The sequence below is a fragment of the Pantoea sp. GM01 genome, from assembly GCF_000282675.1.
Lineage (GTDB): Bacteria > Pseudomonadota > Gammaproteobacteria > Enterobacterales > Enterobacteriaceae > Pantoea > Pantoea nemavictus.
On sequence record NZ_AKIU01000029.1, the window covers coordinates 114,592 to 134,750 of the forward strand.

General features: G+C 51.1%; 28 protein-coding genes. 2 read left to right on the forward strand and 26 right to left on the reverse strand.

The genetic code is table 11. The features are described 5' to 3' along the window. Positions 1–14: 14 nt before the first annotated feature. The 22 genes from PMI17_RS08150 to PMI17_RS08255 form a co-directional block, all read right to left on the reverse strand. Positions 15–623: a tail assembly protein gene (locus tag PMI17_RS08150; protein ID WP_036620604.1), complete on the reverse strand. Its 609-nt coding sequence runs from the start codon at positions 621–623 to the stop codon at positions 15–17. A 41-nt stretch (positions 624–664) separates the two neighbouring features. Beyond that, positions 665–1,090 carry a hypothetical protein gene (locus PMI17_RS25360; protein WP_036620606.1) on the reverse strand — a complete coding sequence of 142 codons (426 nt, stop codon included), beginning with the start codon at positions 1,088–1,090 and terminating at the stop codon, positions 665–667. Beyond that, a complete protein-coding gene (locus PMI17_RS08160; protein ID WP_007888107.1) occupies positions 1,087–1,311 on the reverse strand; it encodes a YebO family protein in 225 nt (74 codons plus the stop codon). Before PMI17_RS08160 ends, PMI17_RS25360 begins: the two co-directional genes overlap by 4 nt. Positions 1,312–1,350: 39 nt before the next feature. Next, positions 1,351–2,061, reverse strand: coding sequence for a C40 family peptidase (locus tag PMI17_RS08165; RefSeq protein ID WP_007888115.1), 711 nt, complete (start codon positions 2,059–2,061; stop codon positions 1,351–1,353). Between the two features lie 2 nt (positions 2,062–2,063). Beyond that, entirely contained in the window at positions 2,064–2,819 is a 756-nt protein-coding gene (locus tag PMI17_RS08170) for a phage minor tail protein L (protein ID WP_007888117.1), read from the reverse strand. Then, positions 2,816–3,154: a phage tail protein gene (locus PMI17_RS08175; protein WP_007888120.1), complete on the reverse strand. Its 339-nt coding sequence runs from the start codon at positions 3,152–3,154 to the stop codon at positions 2,816–2,818. The genes PMI17_RS08170 and PMI17_RS08175 overlap by 4 nt, the downstream gene beginning before the upstream one ends. Before the next feature lie 2 nt (positions 3,155–3,156). Next, a complete protein-coding gene (locus tag PMI17_RS08180; protein WP_007888121.1) occupies positions 3,157–6,492 on the reverse strand; it encodes a phage tail tape measure protein in 3,336 nt (1,111 codons plus the stop codon). Positions 6,493–6,525: 33 nt separating this feature from the next. Continuing rightward, positions 6,526–6,789 carry a DUF4035 domain-containing protein gene (locus tag PMI17_RS08185; protein WP_007888122.1) on the reverse strand — a complete coding sequence of 88 codons (264 nt, stop codon included), beginning with the start codon at positions 6,787–6,789 and terminating at the stop codon, positions 6,526–6,528. Positions 6,790–6,812: 23 nt separating this feature from the next. After that, positions 6,813–7,223 (reverse strand): phage tail assembly chaperone, encoded by a 411-nt coding sequence (locus PMI17_RS08190; protein ID WP_007888123.1) that lies wholly within the window; start codon positions 7,221–7,223, stop codon positions 6,813–6,815. Between the two features lie 67 nt (positions 7,224–7,290). Further along, positions 7,291–7,761, reverse strand: a complete 471-nt coding sequence (locus tag PMI17_RS08195) for a phage tail tube protein (protein ID WP_007888124.1) — start codon at positions 7,759–7,761, stop codon at positions 7,291–7,293. 55 nt (positions 7,762–7,816) lie between these two features. Next, positions 7,817–8,164 carry a DUF3168 domain-containing protein gene (locus tag PMI17_RS08200; protein ID WP_007888125.1) on the reverse strand — a complete coding sequence of 116 codons (348 nt, stop codon included), beginning with the start codon at positions 8,162–8,164 and terminating at the stop codon, positions 7,817–7,819. Then, the gene (locus tag PMI17_RS08205; protein ID WP_007888127.1) at positions 8,161–8,607 is read right to left on the reverse strand and encodes an HK97-gp10 family putative phage morphogenesis protein; all 447 of its coding nucleotides are present in this window, start codon (positions 8,605–8,607) and stop codon (positions 8,161–8,163) included. The genes PMI17_RS08200 and PMI17_RS08205 overlap by 4 nt, the downstream gene beginning before the upstream one ends. Next, positions 8,604–8,942: a phage head closure protein gene (locus tag PMI17_RS08210; protein WP_007888129.1), complete on the reverse strand. Its 339-nt coding sequence runs from the start codon at positions 8,940–8,942 to the stop codon at positions 8,604–8,606. The genes PMI17_RS08205 and PMI17_RS08210 overlap by 4 nt, the downstream gene beginning before the upstream one ends. A gap of 11 nt (positions 8,943–8,953) precedes the next feature. Next, the gene (locus tag PMI17_RS08215; protein WP_036620642.1) at positions 8,954–9,280 is read right to left on the reverse strand and encodes a head-tail connector protein; all 327 of its coding nucleotides are present in this window, start codon (positions 9,278–9,280) and stop codon (positions 8,954–8,956) included. Between the two features lie 50 nt (positions 9,281–9,330). After that, positions 9,331–10,539, reverse strand: a complete 1,209-nt coding sequence (locus tag PMI17_RS08220) for a phage major capsid protein (RefSeq protein WP_007888132.1) — start codon at positions 10,537–10,539, stop codon at positions 9,331–9,333. 9 nt (positions 10,540–10,548) lie between these two features. After that, positions 10,549–11,400, reverse strand: a complete 852-nt coding sequence (locus PMI17_RS08225; protein WP_007888135.1) for a head maturation protease, ClpP-related — start codon at positions 11,398–11,400, stop codon at positions 10,549–10,551. Positions 11,401–11,408: 8 nt separating this feature from the next. After that, positions 11,409–12,713, reverse strand: a complete 1,305-nt coding sequence (locus PMI17_RS08230) for a phage portal protein (RefSeq protein WP_007888137.1) — start codon at positions 12,711–12,713, stop codon at positions 11,409–11,411. After that, on the reverse strand, positions 12,713–14,443 hold the full coding sequence (locus PMI17_RS08235) for a terminase large subunit (RefSeq protein WP_007888139.1): 1,731 nt from the start codon (positions 14,441–14,443) through the stop codon (positions 12,713–12,715). Before PMI17_RS08235 ends, PMI17_RS08230 begins: the two co-directional genes overlap by 1 nt. 3 nt (positions 14,444–14,446) lie before the next feature. Beyond that, positions 14,447–14,944: a phage terminase small subunit P27 family gene (locus tag PMI17_RS08240; protein ID WP_007888141.1), complete on the reverse strand. Its 498-nt coding sequence runs from the start codon at positions 14,942–14,944 to the stop codon at positions 14,447–14,449. A 199-nt stretch (positions 14,945–15,143) separates the two neighbouring features. Further along, positions 15,144–15,494, reverse strand: a complete 351-nt coding sequence (locus tag PMI17_RS24755; protein WP_036620608.1) for an HNH endonuclease — start codon at positions 15,492–15,494, stop codon at positions 15,144–15,146. A 2-nt stretch (positions 15,495–15,496) separates the two neighbouring features. Beyond that, positions 15,497–15,691 carry a hypothetical protein gene (locus PMI17_RS08250; protein ID WP_007888142.1) on the reverse strand — a complete coding sequence of 65 codons (195 nt, stop codon included), beginning with the start codon at positions 15,689–15,691 and terminating at the stop codon, positions 15,497–15,499. After that, the gene (locus tag PMI17_RS08255) at positions 15,688–16,278 is read right to left on the reverse strand and encodes a hypothetical protein (protein WP_007888144.1); all 591 of its coding nucleotides are present in this window, start codon (positions 16,276–16,278) and stop codon (positions 15,688–15,690) included. Before PMI17_RS08255 ends, PMI17_RS08250 begins: the two co-directional genes overlap by 4 nt. Positions 16,279–16,421: 143 nt before the next feature. Between PMI17_RS08255 and PMI17_RS24760 the strand changes: the two genes are divergently transcribed. After that, positions 16,422–16,685: a DUF1883 domain-containing protein gene (locus PMI17_RS24760; protein ID WP_007888146.1), complete on the forward strand. Its 264-nt coding sequence runs from the start codon at positions 16,422–16,424 to the stop codon at positions 16,683–16,685. 35 nt (positions 16,686–16,720) lie between these two features. Here the strand turns inward: PMI17_RS24760 and PMI17_RS08260 are convergent, their stop codons facing one another. Next, a complete protein-coding gene (locus PMI17_RS08260; RefSeq protein WP_007888147.1) occupies positions 16,721–18,178 on the reverse strand; it encodes a glycosyltransferase family 2 protein in 1,458 nt (485 codons plus the stop codon). A 96-nt stretch (positions 18,179–18,274) separates the two neighbouring features. Between PMI17_RS08260 and PMI17_RS08265 the strand changes: the two genes are divergently transcribed. Then, complete coding sequence (locus PMI17_RS08265) at positions 18,275–18,808, forward strand: YfbU family protein (RefSeq protein WP_007888148.1); 534 nt, start codon at positions 18,275–18,277, stop codon at positions 18,806–18,808. A 45-nt stretch (positions 18,809–18,853) separates the two neighbouring features. On the opposite strand, the gene PMI17_RS25215 is transcribed toward PMI17_RS08265, so the two are convergent. The 3 genes from PMI17_RS25215 to PMI17_RS08280 are packed head-to-tail and all read right to left on the reverse strand — an operon-like array spanning position 18,854 to position 20,057. After that, the gene (locus PMI17_RS25215) at positions 18,854–19,318 is read right to left on the reverse strand and encodes a lysis protein (RefSeq protein ID WP_007888150.1); all 465 of its coding nucleotides are present in this window, start codon (positions 19,316–19,318) and stop codon (positions 18,854–18,856) included. After that, on the reverse strand, positions 19,308–19,811 hold the full coding sequence (locus PMI17_RS08275; RefSeq protein WP_007888151.1) for a lysozyme: 504 nt from the start codon (positions 19,809–19,811) through the stop codon (positions 19,308–19,310). The genes PMI17_RS25215 and PMI17_RS08275 overlap by 11 nt, the downstream gene beginning before the upstream one ends. 3 nt (positions 19,812–19,814) lie before the next feature. Continuing rightward, entirely contained in the window at positions 19,815–20,057 is a 243-nt protein-coding gene (locus PMI17_RS08280) for a phage holin (protein ID WP_007888152.1), read from the reverse strand. Between the last annotated feature and the right edge of the window lie 102 nt (positions 20,058–20,159).

Genomic DNA, 20,159 nt, shown 5'->3' on the forward strand with positions numbered 1-20,159 from the left:
GATGAATTAACGAGTTACTGCTGATCCTCCACGTAAATTCCCGCAGAGATAATTGCCCCGCCTATGCGCCGCTGTCCGTAGAGAAGAGGAACCGGATAGCCCTGTGCGGCGGTATTTGTTGGACTGCCGAAAGCATATGACGCCTGATTGTCAGCATCTTGTTTACTGGATAGACCAGGTGTTTGCGGTGAAAGCATCTGGATAACACCGCCAACCATCATCGCAGCACCCATTTGCATAAGCGGAACCCCCCAAGCCCCGCCACCTAAAGCTTGCCCCCAAGGAGTAAATGCACCTATTGCACCAACAACGACAAGCACAGCACCAAGAATTGTCTGTAACAATCCTCCACGTTTTGAACCTATGAAAATTGGAGCAATACGAATATCCTCGCTCCCACGATCCATGTCCAATTCATCCTGACTTACATTTCTCTTTCCGCTGAAAACAGAATATGTTAACCCTTTTTTTTTACTGTTATTCAAAAACAATTCAAAACCGGGAAACACTACACACATAGCCCTTATCGCTTCTCTTGGTGTTTCAACCGCCATATGATGAACCCTGCCAAAAGTATTACCAAGGACACCATATAACCTAATAGTGCGCATTCTTTGTTCCATAATTAGCCCCAATAAAAAACCCACCTAGTGGTGGGTTGTTTTTATTTTAAAGTCGTAGGTAGGATATCTATATTCCCGCTTTGGTCTATAAATATTCTTAAGTTTTTAGGCTTGTTTTGTTCAATAACAAAATCCCTTTCTTTAACTGATCCACCATTACAAAATCCACGCCCCATAAATCCAGCGCCAACGGTGATGTTCCCAGGGTTAACATATGCTGTCGTTTTTTCACCCGTTCCTAATTGAGCAACGTCATCCCCATCAATTAAAACTGTTATGGAGCATCCGCCAGATACCAATCCGTTATCCCTAACTATAGTTAGAGCAACTCGTCCTTGCTGAAATGAGAAATTTGGCGCTGATTTTACAGCTTTAGCTATGTTGGGTGCCACTGACGTGGAAGAGCATCCATATAAACAGAAACAAAGAATCGCAATTGCTAATTTGATATTAAATATTCCCATCATAGCCCCTGTTTTTTTCTTGCCTCGTCGAGGATTTTTTCGGCTTCGCTCAGGTTGTCGTTTGCGTAATCTTTTTCACCTATTAGCTTGCCGAGTTTTTTATCTATAGATTCAAGCAGCTCAACCTGCCTATTTGCTCTAACGCTGGCCCGATTAATATAGAACCAGATAAAAATAGAAACCAAACAAATAATTATTGTCCAAAATAAATCACTATTTCCCATGAAACCCTCCTTAGATTGAGAGGAAATCGTAGCATGGCGTTAAGACAAATTCACATGTCTTACGATCTTCATCGTCCTTTCCTGCCAGTAGCCGCCGTAAGGGATTCTGTTACTGACCCGTCCATAAAGATGGTGCAGCATCATATTTCCATCCAACATCACGCCTGCGTGATTCCACTTATTTGACTGAACCTGCATCAGGATCACATCACTTGGCTGAGGAGCGCCCTCAACTTCGACAAAGCCCCCCTTTTGCCAGTTATCCTGATAGAGATTTTCCGGATACTGGTCTTCCCACCATGGGTAATCGACGCGGTAATCGGGAAGCTCTATTTCATGTTCCTGTCTGAAATAACTCATAACCAGACCCCAGCAGTCGGAGTGACCCAGCACAAACGGGCGACCAATCAGCGGGAGTTCATCGCGCGGCTGAATCGTGCGTAAGTCACCTTCTGGCCAACTCACGATATGCCACGGCACGCCGCTTGCATCACACATCGCTTCATCCAGTGGACTGGGGCGCGTGGTTGCGTCCGGGTGGCTGTGGGCAATGGCGATCACAGTTCCCCACTCCTCCGCTTCGGCGTAATCCTCTGGTGAAAGATGAAACTGCTCAGTAGGTTCTGGTGCCATATTTCGGCAGGGAAAGTAGCGCTCTACCCGGCTTTTCTGCGCTATGACACCGCAGCACTCGCGCGGGTATTCCGCCTCTGCATGTGCCAGAAGCGCATCAATTGTTTTCTGACGCATGATTAGCTCCGGATTAGCGAGGTGCCGGGGAAGCCACCGAACGACAGCTCATTGTTTTCACCGTATCGCTTCTTACACCCCGTCAGCGTGCCACTACATTCATCAAGCGATGGATCGTCTACCGGGTTGTTGAACTTGTCGAAGTAGCGCGTGCCAGCGTAATCACAGCCATCACCGGAGCGATACTTGCCGCGAATACACCAGGTGCACAGAGAATGAAGCTGCCGCGTGGGGATCATCAGCCCCTGCAAATCCATCGGGCTGCTGAGCATGAACTCAACCTGTGTTTTAGTCTCGGTGCTTTTGCTGTCGATGTAGAACACCTTCAGCTTTTCCTGTGTCGGATCAGCTGCGGTATTTCCACCAGCAAAGTTTTTCGCATCAAGATACTGCGCCAGCGTGTCATGAATGGACACCTTCGCCTGCAGCATGTCGTCATATGCCAGACATAGTGCGGTGATTGAACCATCGAGGTTAGCCACCGTTAATTTTGGCTGGGCGCTGCTGCCGGTTGTGGACGACTCCATGCCTTCGATTTTGCATGGCCACGCTTTATATTCGGCACCCTGCCACCAGATGGATTTTGCCGGAAGCTTAGTTTCATCACCGCCTGCAGCAATAATTTCCGCCTCAGTGTGCGGGATGTTATAAGCGTGAAATCGCAAGACCTCCGCCACGTCGAACGCGGTACCATCCACCTCAAACAGGCGAACGGCGTTACCCGGCTCAAGCTTCTGATAATCGCTGTTCAGACTCATGGTTTAAACGCCTGCAAAAACGTCGCGTCGAGGTTATATTTCTTTCCGCCGAGCGCGGTAGGTTTGTAAGTCTCGCAGCGGTAAAGACCGATGCTTTCCAGTGGAGGTTTCCACTGAAAAGCCCGTGTTCCACCGTGTGCGTCCAGAAAATCCTTTATTGCTTTGATGTAAGCCTCACTGCCGGTAAAGCTGAGCGTCCATTCCTGACTGCGTGGATTCAGCCCGTCACCGGCAACCTGGGTATAACCATCACCAAACTGAACAGTGCGGTTCCTGAACTTAGCTTCAGCTTCAGCATTGATGCGCGGACACCATGTAAAAACTTCGATAGCCATATTTATCTACTCTTAGCCATGTTCCAGATGTCACCACCAGGGCGAATATCGCGCATTTTCAGTTGCTGATATCGCTGATCCACGAACCGGCCAATTTCAGAACCGAATTGCTCAAGCCCTGCTGTTGATTGCGTATTCGTGTTTCCGCTTCCATCAATGTTGATGATAACCGTAGGTGCGCCACCCGGTGTTGCGCTGTTGACACCCCCCACCGCCCGGACGCCGAGAGAGCCATCCGCCGCGCGCGTGAGAGGCATGATAGCCTCCGGACCAGCCTCACCCATCAGACCGGCCCCCTTAGCAAACGCAAACATTGTGGGAGAGCTGACAACGCTGTTGCTGTATGCGCTGAGCGATGGAGAGTCATAAACCCCGCCCTTCGCATTAAACGTCAGGTTGCTGAAGTCACGCCCGCTGTTGAATGCAGTGCTCGTGCCACTGCCTGCACTTGCAGCTGTTCCACCGAAGTAGCTGGCGGCTCCGGATATCAGAGACCCAAAGAGTCCACTGGAAGAAGAACCGCCGCCGATCGCATTCACAACCGCCATTTGGGTGGCAACCTTTGCAATGATCTGGAGAATTGATATCCCCCATGATTTCCAGCTGACTTTGTTGCCTTCAAGCATGGAGGTGACATTGCTGAATGCGCTATCCATCGTTGATTTGACGCCGTCTGAGACTGTGCCTGATACGTTGGTCATCTCATCCAGCCAGTTGTTGTAACCCTTGCCGACGCCGGATAACCAGTTCTGTTCAGCAGCTTCAATCGCCTGATACTTTTTATCCAGCGCATCCAGCGCCTGCTGGCGCGCAGCAATCGCGGCGGTACCTTTGTCCGTTTTATCGAAGACGCGCTCAACCTGCTGCCGATCGTCGTACATGCTCCGCTGGCGATCGCTCATGCCTGCGGTGTCGGTAGTCTGGGCTGCATCATCCCGGTATTTACGGGCGGCATCGGTCAAATCTTTAAGCGCTTCGGTTTGCTCACGCTGTTTCCGCACGTTTTCTTCAGCGCGCTGGGTCCAGGTGGCAAGCTCCGCTGAATTACTCCGTATGGCTTTGCGTTGTTCTTCCGTCCATTTTGCGCCCGTCTGATGTGAGGCGGCGTAGAGTTCAGAAGCCTTTTCACCCTCAGTTGCGCGAACCTTCTGCACTTCAATGGCAACGCTGAGGTCTGCCATTTTGCGCGCATAGTTTTCTGACTGCTGCGCCGCTGCCCGCTCCTCTTTACCCTGTTCACTGACGGCTTTTTTACCTTCCCGCAGGGACTTGTTCAGGTCCTCCTGCTTCTGCCATGCCTGAACGGTATTGCTGATAAACTTCTGCCGCGCCTCGGTATACTCTGGCGTATTAGTCAGCCCTGCATCATCAGCGGAATATTCTGCCTGACGCCTTACGCGGGCAGCGCCGGAGAGACCGGCCAGCTCGTTTTCACGCCCTGACTTCTGCAGCAGGTCAGACTGCTTTGAAGTGAGCTGAGCCGATGGAATCCGAAAGGGTGCGTTTGCCAGATTACTTCGGGTCGCAAGAAGTTCATTACCGAGTGACAGCAGGCGGTTAAATTCCGTGTGCTGGCCGTTCATCATCAGCAGCGACTGATAGGCCGTGTTCTGCTGAGCGGCCTGCTCACGAATCAGCGTTACCCGACGATACTCCAGAGACTCCAGCACCTGCTGAATTGTTGCTGCTTTCTCCTGCATCTGGTTAAGTCGCGCCTGCTCGACCGCCAGTTCAGATGTAGCCTGCTGCATTCCGGTAGATACTTCCTCAACGCTCGTCAGATAATTAATAAGGAAGCCGCCGACGGACGGGCCGGGATTTGCCATTATCTGCTGATAACCCTGTATCTGCGTTTTGAGCTTATCAACCTTCGCGGCCTGCTCGTCGATCAGCCGGTTCTGCTCGTCCATTGACGTGCGGGTTTTTGACTGAGTATCAGAAACCTCTGGCAGGCTCATGCCCGGCGCAGCTTTTCTGACATCATTCAGCGTTTCGATGTAAGCGCGCGCTGATTCCCGCGCCTGCTCCTGCCGCTGATACATGGTGTACCAGGCACCGGCACCCAGCATTAGCAGGCCGGGAATGCCACCCACCAGACCCAGAACGCCGCTGGTAAGCCGCGAACCAACGGATGTAATGCTGTTCAGTCGTTCCTGCGCGGCGGCTCGCGCATTCACATTACGCGTCAGCACTGCCTGCGTTGCTGCCAGTCGGCGCTCTGCAGCTTCCTGTGTTGCCGTTCCTCTGGCTGCTACTACCGCCTGCTGTGCGCGGTAAACAGCTGCGCGCGCGCGCGCGGTTGAAATCTGCGTGCCCCGGATTTGAGCCTGCGTCAGCGCGACTTCGCTCTTGTACGCCGTTACGATACCGGCAGAAGCTGAGATTGCGCCCGATGCCATACCGCCAAAGAATTTAGCGGCCCCTACGGCAACCAGCGCACCGGCAACCGTAGCCACCGAATCGATATTTTTCGCTGTACCTTCCAGTACGCCAGAAAGTGATGCGGTTACGCCAGAGGTGGTATTCGCTTCACCCACCCACTGCTGGAAGGCGTTCTGCACTTTAGTGACCGAGCCTGAGACCGAATCAGGCAGGGATGAGAATTCGCCGCGCAGCTTATCGAGCTGGCTGGTCAGCGCTGGCACCACTTTATCAATGGTGAGCTGCCCCTGATCGGCCATCGCCTTCAGGTCTTTACGCGCCACGCCCATGCCGGCGGCAAGAGCACGAATAACACGGTCGCCGGATTCGTTCACCGCGTTGAATTCTTCGCCGCGCAAGACGCCCTGAGCAAGCGCCTGGCTGAACTGAGTAATAACGGAGCTACTTTCCTCAGCACTTGCCCCTGAAAGTTTCAGGCCGGTAGACACCGCTTCTGTAACCTTCAGCACTTCCTGTGCGCTGTAACCAAATTCACGCATCGATGCAGCAGAGCGCGAATAGAGATTGGCGTTATCGTCGAAAGCGGTGCCGGTGCGCTGGCTGATATCCATCAGCGATTTCTGCACGGTTGCAAACTCACTTGTAGACTGTGAAGCCTGCTTAAGTCGAGCGTTTACCGCGTTCCAGTTATCGGCCAGTTCAATCAGGTGACCAGCAGCAAACGCGCCGGCAAAAACGCCCGTCATCTCCAGCGCGGTTTCTTTAGTTGAAACCAGTTGCTCGTTCAGCTCCTGAATTGCACGCTGACTTTCCCGCGCGGCCACAGCGGCACGACGCCCTCCCTGCTCCATCGTCCGGTAATAATCGGCCCCCATTCGAGAGGCGCGCGCAATCTCTGACTGAAAAGAGCTGGAGTTCGCAGAGATTTTGATAATCAGTTCGCGCAGCGTTGCCATAGTTCACCCTGTAAATCCCGCTGGCGCGGGTAATTAAAGACCTGATATCCACGTTTCAAGGCCGCTGGTTTCTTTCTCTTCTTCTGCTTCAGCCCACTTCAGTTGCAGATCGCTAATGGTTGTTTTAGCGCCCTGCGAATTCAGTACGGCAGCTGAAATTTGCGCAGCCTGAATATCACCCCGGAAGTCCCCTATAGGGCTGAGGCGGTCATAGGCGATCCACATTTTCATTTCACTGGCGCTGAGGGTTTCGCGGATTTCTTTGAGGGTTCGACCCAGACGCAGCGCCAGAGTCATCAGGAAGAAAGTCAGCGGCTCTTTTACTTTGCCTCTGCGGTTTCCTGCGAGATGCCCAGCTTTAGTGCCTGATTAAGAAGGCGGGTGTGCACCGGCCCATAGATTTCGGAAACGATTGATTCGTCTTCGTCACTGAAAACACGGTCCCCGTTCTCATCGAGAAGAACATCAATGAGCATCACAACATCGGCGCTTTTATTGCGGAGAAATGTTTCCTGCGGCGTAAGCTTGGGCTCTGTTTCACCCTCCGCCAGTTCTGGTGACATGATCTCGCGAAAGCGCATCCACGCTTCGCCGGATGGCTCACGCAGCATCACTTTGGCGTCATCCCATTCAGGCACGGTGATTACTTTTGAGCGAAACCCTGACGATGGAGCAAGCGCCAGAGCGCGTAGTGAAGCCGGTGATGCGGTGTTTTTTTTGGGATTGGACATTTCATAATCTCGGTAAGCGGGTTATTGCTGCGTTGTTGCAGATAGAAAGAAAAGCGGCCGAAGCCGCTTATGAACCTGAAGCAATGATGCTTTTTGGCTTACCCCGCACGCGAAGCGAGTAAGTGGCACCAACGACTGCAGATGTCGCCGCAGACCACGAGCTCTGGCGAACTTCAACCAGCACATAGAAACCGTTGCCGGAAGCGAAAATGACTCGCAGCGCGCGCAGCTCATCGTTTTCATAGGCAGTTTGCAGTGCCTGCTGAGCCTCTTCATCGCCAACCCAGTTACGTGTGATGCTCATCTCTGCAGGAGCGGCGAGACCGTTGGTTTGTTCCTGCTCGGTAGAGCAGAGAGTGGTAACGTCAATGTCACCTTTCTGACCACCTGTGTAGCTGATCTCTTTTGTGGCACAGGCGGCTTCCAGCCAGCTAACGCTGGCAGTAGGAAAGGCTGATGCCGCAAAGTCTTCGGCAGTCACTGGCGCGGCAGAGACGGCAAAAGTCATCCCCTTCGTTACTTCGTATTTGCTGCTCATGTTTTCTCCAGGCGTAAAAAAACCGGCTTAAGCCGGTCGTGATTGATGGGGTTGGTTATTGCTGGCTCTGAATTTCCAGCGTGGCGCGGTATAAGCCGGTGTCCGGCTCGTAGCCGTTTCTCTTTCGCATCTGAGTGAATTTCAGGGGAGACAAATATTCAACAGCCTGTTCCCGAATGCTTCTGGCCTCATCAGTTGTTAATGCATAGACATCAACCTGCAGATTGCCGTCTTCTTCCGCCGGTCCGCATAAAGTATCGCCAAATGTTTCGCTGACGATCGTGAATACCACCCAGGGCGGTTTTACCGAGGGCTCACCCTCTGCATTGAGCGGGGCCACGTACGGATAAACCTGACCACCAGCGAGCCCGCCTATTAGCGGGTAGATGTCGGACTCGGTCATTTGCTTAGCACCCCATCTATCGCTTTAAGCATTTCGGCAAACGCCGCTGCAGTTGCTTCCTCCTGCTTGCTGTCATATGCCGGACGGACAAACGGTCTGGCTGGCATCTTAGAGGTGCCTTGTTCAATAAAGCGCCAGTAAAATGCGTTATTTGGGGAGTTCGCTTTCGTTTTAGTGTCGCTGTTTCCCGTTCTTGGGTTAACGCCGCGGATATGAACCCCAGCCACAGCGGTGCCCTGGGCACCTTTACCGAACAAAACCACAATGTTCCGCTTAAGCTTTCCGGTTTGTTCTGGTGCGTTATTTTCAACTTCATCAGCCAGAACCTCAGCGCCAGCCCTGACTGATTGTCGCAGCACCTGACGGTTTTCCGCTTTACTCAGTAATTCAAGATCACGCGTCAGGTCAGCTAGCCCGGAGAAATCAAGATTCGTGGTAATCAATTTTCCACCCCCAGCCTGCATAAGATTTCAAGCTGACTGGTTCTCGCGTCAGGAATTGGCTCGCCGTTAACTTCCAGCACCTTACCCTTAAATGGACCCGTGATGCAGACCAGCCGCGATGCTGCTGTGACATCCGTTCGAAAACGAATCCAGACCCTGATCGTAGCTTCCGGTTTTTCAGCGCCAGCTGACATCAGCTCACGACCGCTTATCCCTCTGACTTCTGCCCAAACCGTCATGCCATCAACCCATACTTTGTCTGGCTGGCCTGAAGGCAGGCGGCTGGATGAGAAGTTCTGGATTTTGACTTTATGGCGTAAGCGTCCAGCCTGCATGCTCCCCCTCCTTAAAGTCCATAAATGCGATGTGGTTGAAGAAGCGCTTCCACTGCTAGAGGCACTTCGCTTGCGTTGACGCCAACACTCACGGCTTCACGATTAGCAAACCAGTGCCCAATCAGCAGAAGCATTGCCGTCCTGACATCGTCATCCAGCAACAGTCTGTCTTCATCAGTTTCGAACCCGGGATCGGCATTTGTCTCGTACAGCTTTCTGCGGGTCCACGTTTCCACGTAACGCTTCGCGGCACCGATATAGATGCTCAGCAAAGAATCTTCACTGGTGTCATCTTCATCGATACGGCAGTGCGCCCTGACAGTAATTAACTCAATCATCGCCATTGCTGACACCATCAAAGGCGGCCCGAAGGCCGCTGGGTTACTGATTAGCTGCCTGAACCGGTCAGAGAGCCAAACACGAACGCTTCAGGGCGGTAAACCGCCAGCGCGAGTCGCTCTTCGCAACGAATCGAAATCATGTTCTTTTCGAAGTCGTCGGCGTTTTCGGTAGAGATAACAACGTTGGCGTCTTCACGATCAAACAACTGAGCACCGGAGTTAAACGCACCAGTCAGGAACTTGCCGAGGAACTGAGTCGCTTCGGTAGCAACAACTGGCAGTCCCCAAAGTGTTGGAGTGGTCAGCTGAGCCGGGTTAGCCAGAATGTAACGGCCCAGCTCATCTTTGGTCAGTTCAATGCGCGCCCAGTCAGTGAAGTGCAGAACATGACCAGATGCCGGGAAACGAGCCAGCTGAGCCTGAAGCATTGCCAGACGTAGCACGTCAATACCAGTTTGCTTTTCAACGGCGAATGCCGGATTGAAAGCGACTGCCTGCGGGATGATACCTTTCAGGTGCGCACCGGTACCGTCACCAAACAGAATCTCCTGCTCTTCCACATATTTCAGACCGTAACGCATCTCTGCATCAACGGTTGATTGAAGCTGAGCAAAATCATCCAGAATCTGTTTGGACGCTTTGAACATGTGGGCGATGGTGCGAACAGGTGTGGTTTCTTCAGCGAATTCGATCTCACTGTAAGGTTTGGTCGTATTTTCAGCCACAACACTGGCGTTATTGGTAAAACCAGTCTGTTTTACATAGTAAATCGTGTTCGACTGGGTGCGGCCAGGTGCAATCAGGTCGCGAATAAACAGGCGCTGTTTTGGCGTCTGATCAATACCCGGCAGGCGCGTGGGAGGGATAATCTGGCCGGGTACATCAACGCTGGTCAATTCAGCCTTGACCGGAATGCTCATGCGCTTGCCGCCTTCCATGCTGGAGCGAATATCTTTCATTACTTCGGCTGAAACCAACTGCTGGCCAACGGACTGAATAATGTCCTTAGCAGCGTTGATATTCATACCGGCAACATGTTGCTCCAGATCACCCATTGAAGACTGAATGGTTTTCATGGCCTCGTTAAGCGCGTTGTGTTCGGTAGCAATCTTATCGACGGCCGCTTTAGTTTCAACAGACAGCTGACCAGAGTTTTGTGCCTCTTTGAGTGCATCTTCAGCCTTTTTACTGAAGTCAGCGGATACCTTTTCAAGCTTGGTTGACACATTCTTCAGGAGCTCATTTACATCAGACATTTTTTTTCCTTATTCGCCGAGCGAAGCCAGCGCAGATTTGAGGGAGTTGATAACTTCAGGATTTACTTCATCGACAGCGCCCGGCTTGTCGTCTTTTTCGGGGGTAGCGCCCGGCATACCTCCCAAAGCTTTCAGGTGCTTCCGGCGTTCAGAACGGGGCATTCCACCCTTTGCCAGAAAAGCATCAATTTTGCGTATCGCTGCCGCAGGACTCTCTTCATCGCTGGTCAGTTCATCCGACGAAAGCAGAGCATCAGCGAGACCTTTCTCAATCGAGTCACTGCCACCAATAAAGGACTCTTTGTCCATCAGTGACTGCACATCAGAAACAGACATCCCTGACCGCGCGGCGTAAATGTCAGCCATGGCCTTATCAAAAGGCTCCAGATAGTCCGCATATTCACGGAAATCATTTCGGTTTCCAGCGGCAACAATCCAGGCGTTATGAATCATCAGGAAAGCACCGCGGCCAATCTGGACCTCATCACCGGCCATCGCAATAATTGACGCCGCTGATGCCGCCAGACCCAGCACCTTCACCGTGACTTTTCCTTCGTATTCACGCAGAAGGTTATAAATGGCAAGGCCTTCAAACATGTCACCGCCAGGCGAGTTGATATGCACCGTCACATCCCCGCCACCCAGAGAGCGGAGAGCGGCGGAAATGCGGTTAGCACTGACGCCATCACCCCACCAGTCTTCACCGATCACATCAAAAATGGTGATGGTGTTTTCACCTGACTGTGAAGCGGCACGAATGCTGCCATCCCAGCGCTCAATCGCTGCGGCGGGTAAATCACGTTTTCCGGACGCAAAAAGCCGCCCCTCCGGCGCTGCCGGAAGGTTTTTCAACTTCTTCATTGTTTCTCCTAAGCCGCCCGTTTAAGCGGTGACTGTTCCGGTGGGATGTCCGGGAAAAGGAAAGCGTGGAGCTTCATTATATTGCTGGCCTGCGCACCAATATTGTCCGTGCCAAGCTGGTTTAGTGGCGTCAGGTTCAGCTGCACCGTGTAAATATCGCCACCATCAATTGGAGGCAGGTTTTCAAGGCGACGAACGTCATTCCGTGACATCCAGCCATTTTGCAGAGCACTGGTGTAATAGGCGGATCGACCTGCGCTGTCAGCACGAAGCAGGCCTTCAACAGAAAATTCGGCAAACACATCGTCATCACCGTCCAGCAGACAACGCGCTATCTCCTGCTCAATATTTACTAGCATCGGTCGGAGTGTATGAGTAAGAAACTGCATATTCATACCTTCAAGGCTTGATGCCCAGCTGCTTTGCTTGTCAGCGTGACCAACCATAAATGGAGGTACACGATAAAAGCGGCAGATTTCTTCAATGCTAAAAGATCGGCTTTCCAGCATCTGGGCATCTTCAGGATTCATTGTGACACCCTGATACTTCATGCCCCCTTCCAGCACCATCAGCTTTCCGGCATTTTTAGAACCAGTAAATCTGGCGAGGTAACTGCGAAGCCGCTCGCGCTGCCCCTCATCCAGAGACTGTTCAGCAGAAAGAAATCCGGAGGACTGCAGGCCGTTTTCAAATATTTTTGCAGCTGATTGTTCAACGGACATTGCTGAGCCAATAACATCCCGGCCAGTCATCATCGGCATCAGCCCGCATACCCCGTCAAGACCAAAACCACGAATGTGCATTAAGTTCTTTACTGGAATAACGCGCTTAGTTTTTCCATCTGTATAAGTGTATTCCAGCGAACCGCTATCAAGGCGCTTTACAACCATGTTTTGCGGCAACAACGGAATTAACGAGACAAGTTTTTGACCAATAAATTTCTTTTCTACGAATGCGTTTCCACGCAAGCAAATACTGGCAACCACCATCAACATAAACCGCGATGGCGTCATTTCGGCATTAGGACGGCGGCACAAAACAGCATATGCCGGATGATTCTTTGCAGGTTTTCGTGATCCATCTTCCTGACGTTCATATATTTTCAATGGGAGGGTTGATACAGACTCACTAAGAAGTCGAACGCACGCCCATACAGCTGAGAGTCGCATGGCTTTATCGGCTGTTACTACCTGACCGCTACTGCTGGTACCAAACCATTCTTCCCAAAATGTTCCTGTAGTCAGTCCGATTGGTACGCCCAACCAGTTCAGCAAGGCGCTTTTCACTTTGCCGGGCTGTTTATTCGCTTTCATCAGACACCTATCATAATTGGGTTTGCTAAGAATCCTGTCAGGTCCAGCCCATCATTTCCGCCATTGACCAGCATTCGGCTTTTCGCTGTAAACAGCGCTACCGGCCCGTCAATTTTGTTTTCAGGCGTGGACTTATTCGGGAATATGTTGTCGTTTTTGTCTGGCTTAACCGTGACGTTAGACATCATCCAGGTCATCACCGGATTGCCATCGTGATGAATTTTGCTGCCATAGACTTCGGCCTGAACTGACTTCATGGCCTCTGACAGGTTTTTAACCGTCTGTGCAACCTCAACAAGCGGTAACCCCTCTTCAGCAAGCGCCAAGCTGAATTGCGTTGCGCTCCAGGGGTCGAAAGCAATCTCCTTCAGGTTTTCACCTTTAACCCACTCAACGATTTCAGCTTTGATAAAGCCATGGTCAATCACATCACCATCGGTCAGCTCCAGATACCCGGCGTCCGCCCATTTGCGGTACAGCTCTGCAATATGGTTGGGTGCGGTATCAATACGCCCTTCAGGAAGCCAGAATCGCGGCTCGCTATGCGTTTTTCCCGTTGGGTCACGCCAGACTTTTACAGCAGCACAGATATCGATTTTGTTCGCTAAATCAACGCCCACCCAGAGAGGCCAGCTTTTGAGCTCTTCTGCAGCTGCAATACCTGCCATTTTTGACCAGCGGTCCATATCCATCCAAGCACTTTCAGCCGTCACCCAGATGTTCAGATGCTTAGTGAAAAAGTTTGGCCGCGCGGCAACCTGCTCTCTGGCTTTTTTCGCCAGACGGCGCATGTCGTCCCAGCGCTTGCAGACGCCGAGTCCGGGGTTAGCTTTAGGCCAGTTGGCCTCATCAAAGGGGTCGTCTTCTTCATCAAGGGTATAGATGACCGCAAAGTAAGTATCATCATCTACGACACCGCGTAACACTTTGATGGCGTAATCACGCTGTTCAAAGCAGATGCCTTCTTTGTTAGTTCCCGCCGTGGTAATAGCAAACAGCAGGGACTGAAGACGCGCACCGGTTGCGGTCTCAAGTACGTCCCAGACGTCACGTGTTCGGTGAGCATGCAGCTCATCGACTATCCCGCAGTGAATATTCAGGCCGTCGAGGTTATTCGCGTCACTGGAAAGTGGCTCAAATTTTGATGCGGACCTTTCCTGATGAATATTCAGTTTTACGTGACCAAACAATCGTCCAAGCGTACGTGGTGCCTTCTTAATCATGTTTTTTGCATCATCAAAAACGATACGGGCCTGATCGCGAGTGGTAGCCGCTGAATAAACCTCTGCGCCACCTTCACCATCAGCGCCGGTCATATACAGCCCGATACCAGATGACACGGTCGATTTGGCGTTTTTACGTGCCACCTCGTTATAAGCTGTACGGAACCGGCGAACCATAACCGGATCGCCTTCGTCATCCAGAACCTGTTCACCGCTCATCTCATCGATTAACGGAATGATGAAGCCAAAGAGGTTTATCAGAATAAAGATGTGCCAGGGCATCAGCTCAATCGGCTTGCCAGCCAGCGCACCTTTTACGTGCGGAACAAAGTTATAAAAGTCGAGAATGTGCTGAGCGCGGTCCTCACTGAAGTAGATACCGCGTTTCGGTCCGTGCTCTAAATCATTAAGGAATCGCTGACACGCTAGGCGTACCAGTTCGCCAGCAACGATCTCGCCAGCCAGCACGCTTTCTGCGTACTGAATCCCAGCCTGAACAGTTGCCATTCATCATTTGCGCTTTTTAAGAAATTCATCCAGAGGATCGACTTCAGCAGGGCCTTTGGCACCGACTTTAGTGCGGCTGGCTGGCGTCATGCCAAATTCACCGAGCATTGACCTGATGCGCTTCCACGCATCGGCCTTCATAACTGCGGCGGGGTGAGGTTTGATCATCCTGATTTTTCTTTCCTTTCCTTCATCAGGTTCTTCTTCGCTATATACCGCGTAGGTGTAGCCTTCACGGTCGAGCGTTTCGCAGTGGTGTCGGTACTCGGTGTAAGATTCAACCAGCAACTCAAGCGCTCTTGCATCAAGTTGGGTGATCACTCCGATTGCATCTAACTCATCTGCAATGCGTTTAAACCAGTACTTGCCCTGCTTATCAAAATGCTTAGGAATTGGGGGAACCCCTGAAGGGGGTTTTGGCTCATTTTTATTTAAAGCCCGTTTTGATGGGTTACCCTTCACCAAAGCTAGGTGTGTCGGGGTTTTCGGTGGTCCTGGCATAATCGAAAACTCCTATTAATCGTTGCTTGGGGTAACCCAAAAAAAAGTTTTCTAACCTGCGGCGGTGTGAAAAAAACCTAGGCGGCGGTCCTTTGGGGCCAAACCCCTGAACTTTTGACCCACCCCACCCCTCAAATGATAATGATTATCATTTACTGGTAGATAGTTGCATATGCAAGTATTTTTATGAGAATGATTATCATTTAATTCTTTCGCGGGCTGTTTTGCTCTTGTGGCATGGCCAGCACAGGGCCTCAAGGTTCGAATCATCATCGGTACCCCCATGAGCCTTAGCTTTGATATGGTCAACAGTCTTTGCAGCTGAAGCGCGAGAATTTCTCATGCATTGCTGACAGAGATGTTTGTCTCGCTTCAGTATTCTTGCACGCCTGATATCCCATTCACTGCCATAACCACGCTGATGGCGGCTCTGTCCATTCTGGTGCTGCTGCCAACCTTCATTGAGGTGATCGGCACAGTATCCAGAACGGTCGGTTGTTGTCTTAGCGCAGCCATGCTTACGGCACGCTCTTGGCACCCTTGATGGCATAGTTAAACCTGAATCCGAATGGGATTTTCAACCTGTTCATTCTTCAAAATGAACGTTGGAACGATTATTGGAAGGTTAACGCCATTCGATTCAATGGTTGTACTAGCCTGCTGTTCAAGCAGTTCACCGTCTACGGCTATGCCGTATCCCTTAAATAAATCGCCTTTATAAATCTTGGCGAGCTGTATTTTCTTCATTGCGCAATTCTCCACGCCTTGCGGCGTTCAGTTCTTGGCGAGTTGTCGGGGTGGCGCTCAACGGTTGCTATATCAGCATGGTCCACGAGTGAATAGCATGGGTATACCACTGCACCACCATATGCATCACCAACGGCATAGTCAGCAGGTGAACCATGATTCCAGCGGCTTAACACTTGCTGTAGTTTGTGTCGTGGCACGCTATAACACACGCCATGAATAAGCCGGTTCATTGTGATGTAATCAGCTTGCCGCTTGTCGGCATCTATTAGCTTTGTGGCTATCTCAAGCTGATACTGCGGAGGCCTACCGGTCCCAAGATAAAAGCTAATAAGGTCATCAGGGAACCGCTCCAGCCATCCAGCAACCTTCTCGGTAAAGCCAGGCACCAGCAGTGCATCATCTTCCAAAATAACCACCCTGCAATCCTGCTCACTTACCCACTCTAAAGCACGGCGGTGATTCCAGTTCGCGCCATGCTGGCCTTCATCAATCAGCAGCTGAGCACGTAGTGACCACGCCAATTGTTCTGCCTGATACCGGCGCGTGTTATGGCCGACAACTACAAATTTGGTTTCTATGGACATGACGTACCTTGAACCACTGATCTAATATCAGGATTTTGCTGATTTACTGATAAGGATATGTTGAGTATTCAGCCCGTCCATGTTTGGCGCATAGACGCACACATCAATGAGGGATGGCTGATTACCTCTGAAAAGGAAATCCAATGTCGTTTTTGCATGACAGAAATCATTTAGAGAAAGGAACTGTTGTTTCAGTTTGGTGCTCACATCAGATAAATGTACTGGTTATGGATGATGTAAATTTCAATAAGTACAGGAGAGGCGATCGATGCACCACCTATGGTGGGTTCTATAAGCAGTTCCCGGCCAACATCCAAGTTCCATCAACTGGCGCTTGGAACGTTGTTCTTGCATTACCACCGGGTCACTCAGCGCAGATTCGCCAATCAATCAAGTACATCACCTGATTCAATATTAATTTTAAGGGGCTTGTAAAAGCCCCTTACTTATGCTGAAACCAGGCACACTCTTTACCCGTACCGTTTGACTTAAACACCGTATGCACCCGGGGGCCAGTAACCAGCCTGTCAGCGTATCGATGCGTAACTATGCCGAAAGCGATCATGTCACCGACAGCGGCAGCGGGTTTCTCCTTCTGCCAGAAGCGCAGCGATTCAATGTGATAGTAGAGCCGCACAATGCCGTGAGCGATAGCCATCACGTCAGCACGACTGCCACCCAATAGGCCGGCATTAAGCATCACATCGTGCTGGTGCTCAGCGAGAAACGCCTGATAGATTGCCTCGGGATGATGTTGCTTAGCCCACGAATCAGAGTAGGTTTTTGGTTCAGAGCCAACGTAAATTTTGCCCTGATCCATGTACGCCCAAGGCTCTCGCAGCATTTCAACGTCAGTGCCATCGGTACACCACACGAAGTTAAATTCAGGGTGATCGCGAAGGTACTGCCAGATGTGCAGCCAGCGCCGGAAATAAACGTTCATCTTCACGTCAGGAACGGTAACAGTGCTTACATCAACCCCCGCCGAACTGATGGAGTCAGTCAGCACAACTGCATGGTTGCCTTTAACTGACATTGCCCACTTATCCAGCAGCTCAGATGATGCAATCATTTTACTGCCGCGCTGCGGGTCCGGCTGGCTTGTCAGTAGCGTAGTAATCACCACGTTCTGCTTCTGCCTATACTCCGCATAGCCGGTGTAACCATCATCCCGGCGCTTGTTATGGAGGGTGACGTTGCGTTTGACCTGCGCCTCGCGGTCAGTCTTTGGAACCGAACGCTCTACCGCCTCATGCTCATCAAGCGAATAAATCAGCTTTTCCGAACCGACCACATCAGCAAAAGCCCAGCTCGTTAGCCCGGCGTTATGAATGCGCAACGCCAGATCGGAATGCTCATACATGCCGCGTTCATAGATGGAGTCGAAGCCACCAACTTTTTCAATCGCGCTGCGGTGGTAGTACAACATCACGCCACGCTGGCCGGTATAAGCTACATGCTTATTGTCACGGTAGAGCACGGCAATATCATTCAGCTTCTTGCCGGTGGCGAAGTCCTGAAATTGGAAAGCCAGATGCGGCTCGGGTGATTCAATGTATGGCTGTTCCCATCCGCCAGCTATAGGCCATGCGTCATCGTCCCATAGGAAGAGATGCTCACACCCGGCATTAATCAACGCCTCAAGGCTGAAGTTCTTCGCGGCAACAATGCCGCGTGACATGTTACAGCGAATAAGCTTCACGCCATCAGGTACGGTCACCGGTTTAGATGACCCGTCATCTACTACAACCACCAGCGCACCGGATGGAAGATATTTGAGGTGATGCTCAATCGCTCGGGATAACACGTCATGGCGATTATGGGTGCTTATTGCGATGCCGATTTTTGAAGCCTTGCTTGTTACTGGCACATAAAGAACACCATCGATCACAACTTCCATGATGAAGATTACCTTGTACTAAGAAATGCCGATTTACTTCGTTGTAAAACTGCTTAATTATGCTAATGATTCGCCAACATAATTAAGGAAAATCCTATGAGCTACACACAGGCAGAAAAACTGCAATTGCTTATGCTTTGCGACATTTACAAGGCGCTTGGAATCAAGAACAGCTTTGATCCAAACCTGATAGATGAGGCTGTTTCTACAGACAACACTTGGGCAATTGGATGGCAATACCAGAGCCTCAACGATGGTTCAGAAAAGCCAGCTCATGTGAAGCTTTTCGCAGACACAGTTGAGATGTATGAAATGCTCGAATATACATACAGCCAAATGTCCGCTCAGGATAAAGCCCATGTTGCAACGGCTATTCCATACTTCAATCCCAAGACTTCACTGACGTTCCCAGGCTTTGATGGAAACAATGAATCGGAGTACAGAAGTGTTGGAGAGATATTCAAGCTTATGGGCCTTTGGCAGAATGTTGATCTGACAAGGAACTCCCATTCACAAAAAGCGGACATGTATCAGGATATGCTTGATATCTACACACCAGCCAGAAAGAACACTTGGTCACTTGGTGTAGGCATCTCCATGCCTTCCTTCATTTCTGTTCTCTCTGTCTAAGCATTATTAGATTTACTAAATAATGCCTGCGTTGAAGGCAGGCATTCAATTTTTGCATTGATCTTTGATGTACTGCTGCAATCCGGCTATTTGCTTTCCGGCGATTTCGATTCGCTCTCTGAGGATGAAATAATCCCGTTGAGCGGACTCAGTAAGTCGGGGGCTGGCTGCATCATCCACGCTGGCGGTGCCGGAGGTGTTGACCGTTGGGCATTTTGCGTTGATGCGCAACCCGCACTTGCCAGAACTAACGCACTGCTGAAGAGCATCAAGCTTGGCTTTAGCATCAGCTAACTCCTTCGTATATTTCGCATCAAGTGCGGCAACTTCTCGCTGCCTCACCTGCATGTCATCAATCGTGGCGTTAGCGAGGTGCAATGCATCTGTCGCTTTATCCCGTTGCGATTTGTAATCGATGGCGTTGCCACGGAAATAAAGCGCCATGCTTCCTGCAGCAATCACGCACGCCAGCAAGAACAGCAGTAAACCTATAGTGGCCTTAGATATCATTTGCGCTTTCCGCCAAGCAAAGAGAACGCTCCATGTCCCGGCGGTTCATCAACCCTTTCCACTTCATGCCACCGGCATACACCCACCGGCGCAACTCTTCACATGCACCGACCTGGTCACCAGCGTTAAGCTTTTTCAGCAGGGTTGATTTGGAAAATGTAGACGTGCCGACGTTGTAGGTGAAGCTGTAGATCGCTGCTCGTGGATATTCACCCAGCGGCACCTTGACCATGGAATCAACCGCCTTCTTAACCGGCTGTAAGTCATTCCACATAAGGCGATCGCATTCCCTGTCGGTGTACTTCTTGCCCTTTACAATGTCGGCACCAGTGTGGCCATCACAAACGGTCAACACGCCGGCGACATCTTTGTAGGGCTCATACACACGCCCTTCTACACCATCTTTTCCTCCGAGGAATACCGTAGCGATAAGCATGGCTCCGCCGCCTGCAGCTGCAATAAGCCTGTTGCGCAGTGTATTTGACATTGCCATGGGTTAATCCTCGGTAAGGTCGGGTGCGGTAGGCCAGCGTTGCAGCGCTTTGATCTGCGCCAGAGTAGCCTTGCGTTTGTAATACCAGTTGATGCCTAGCGTGAATAGCGCGACCAGAATACCGGCCAGGACGCCAACAGCACTCCATTCATCGGGACTTAACCTGGTCAGCAGACCGTTGGCAATTGTCCCGGCAGAAGCGCCGTATGCCGCGCCTGATGCCAGTTTGCTCATATCGATACTCATATACACCTCGCTGTTCGCTTGGTGCCGCCTGTAGTCATAATTAAAAATTGCGCGCCGCCACAGCGTGAAAATTTCGGATAACAGTGATTGGCGGGCGCAAAA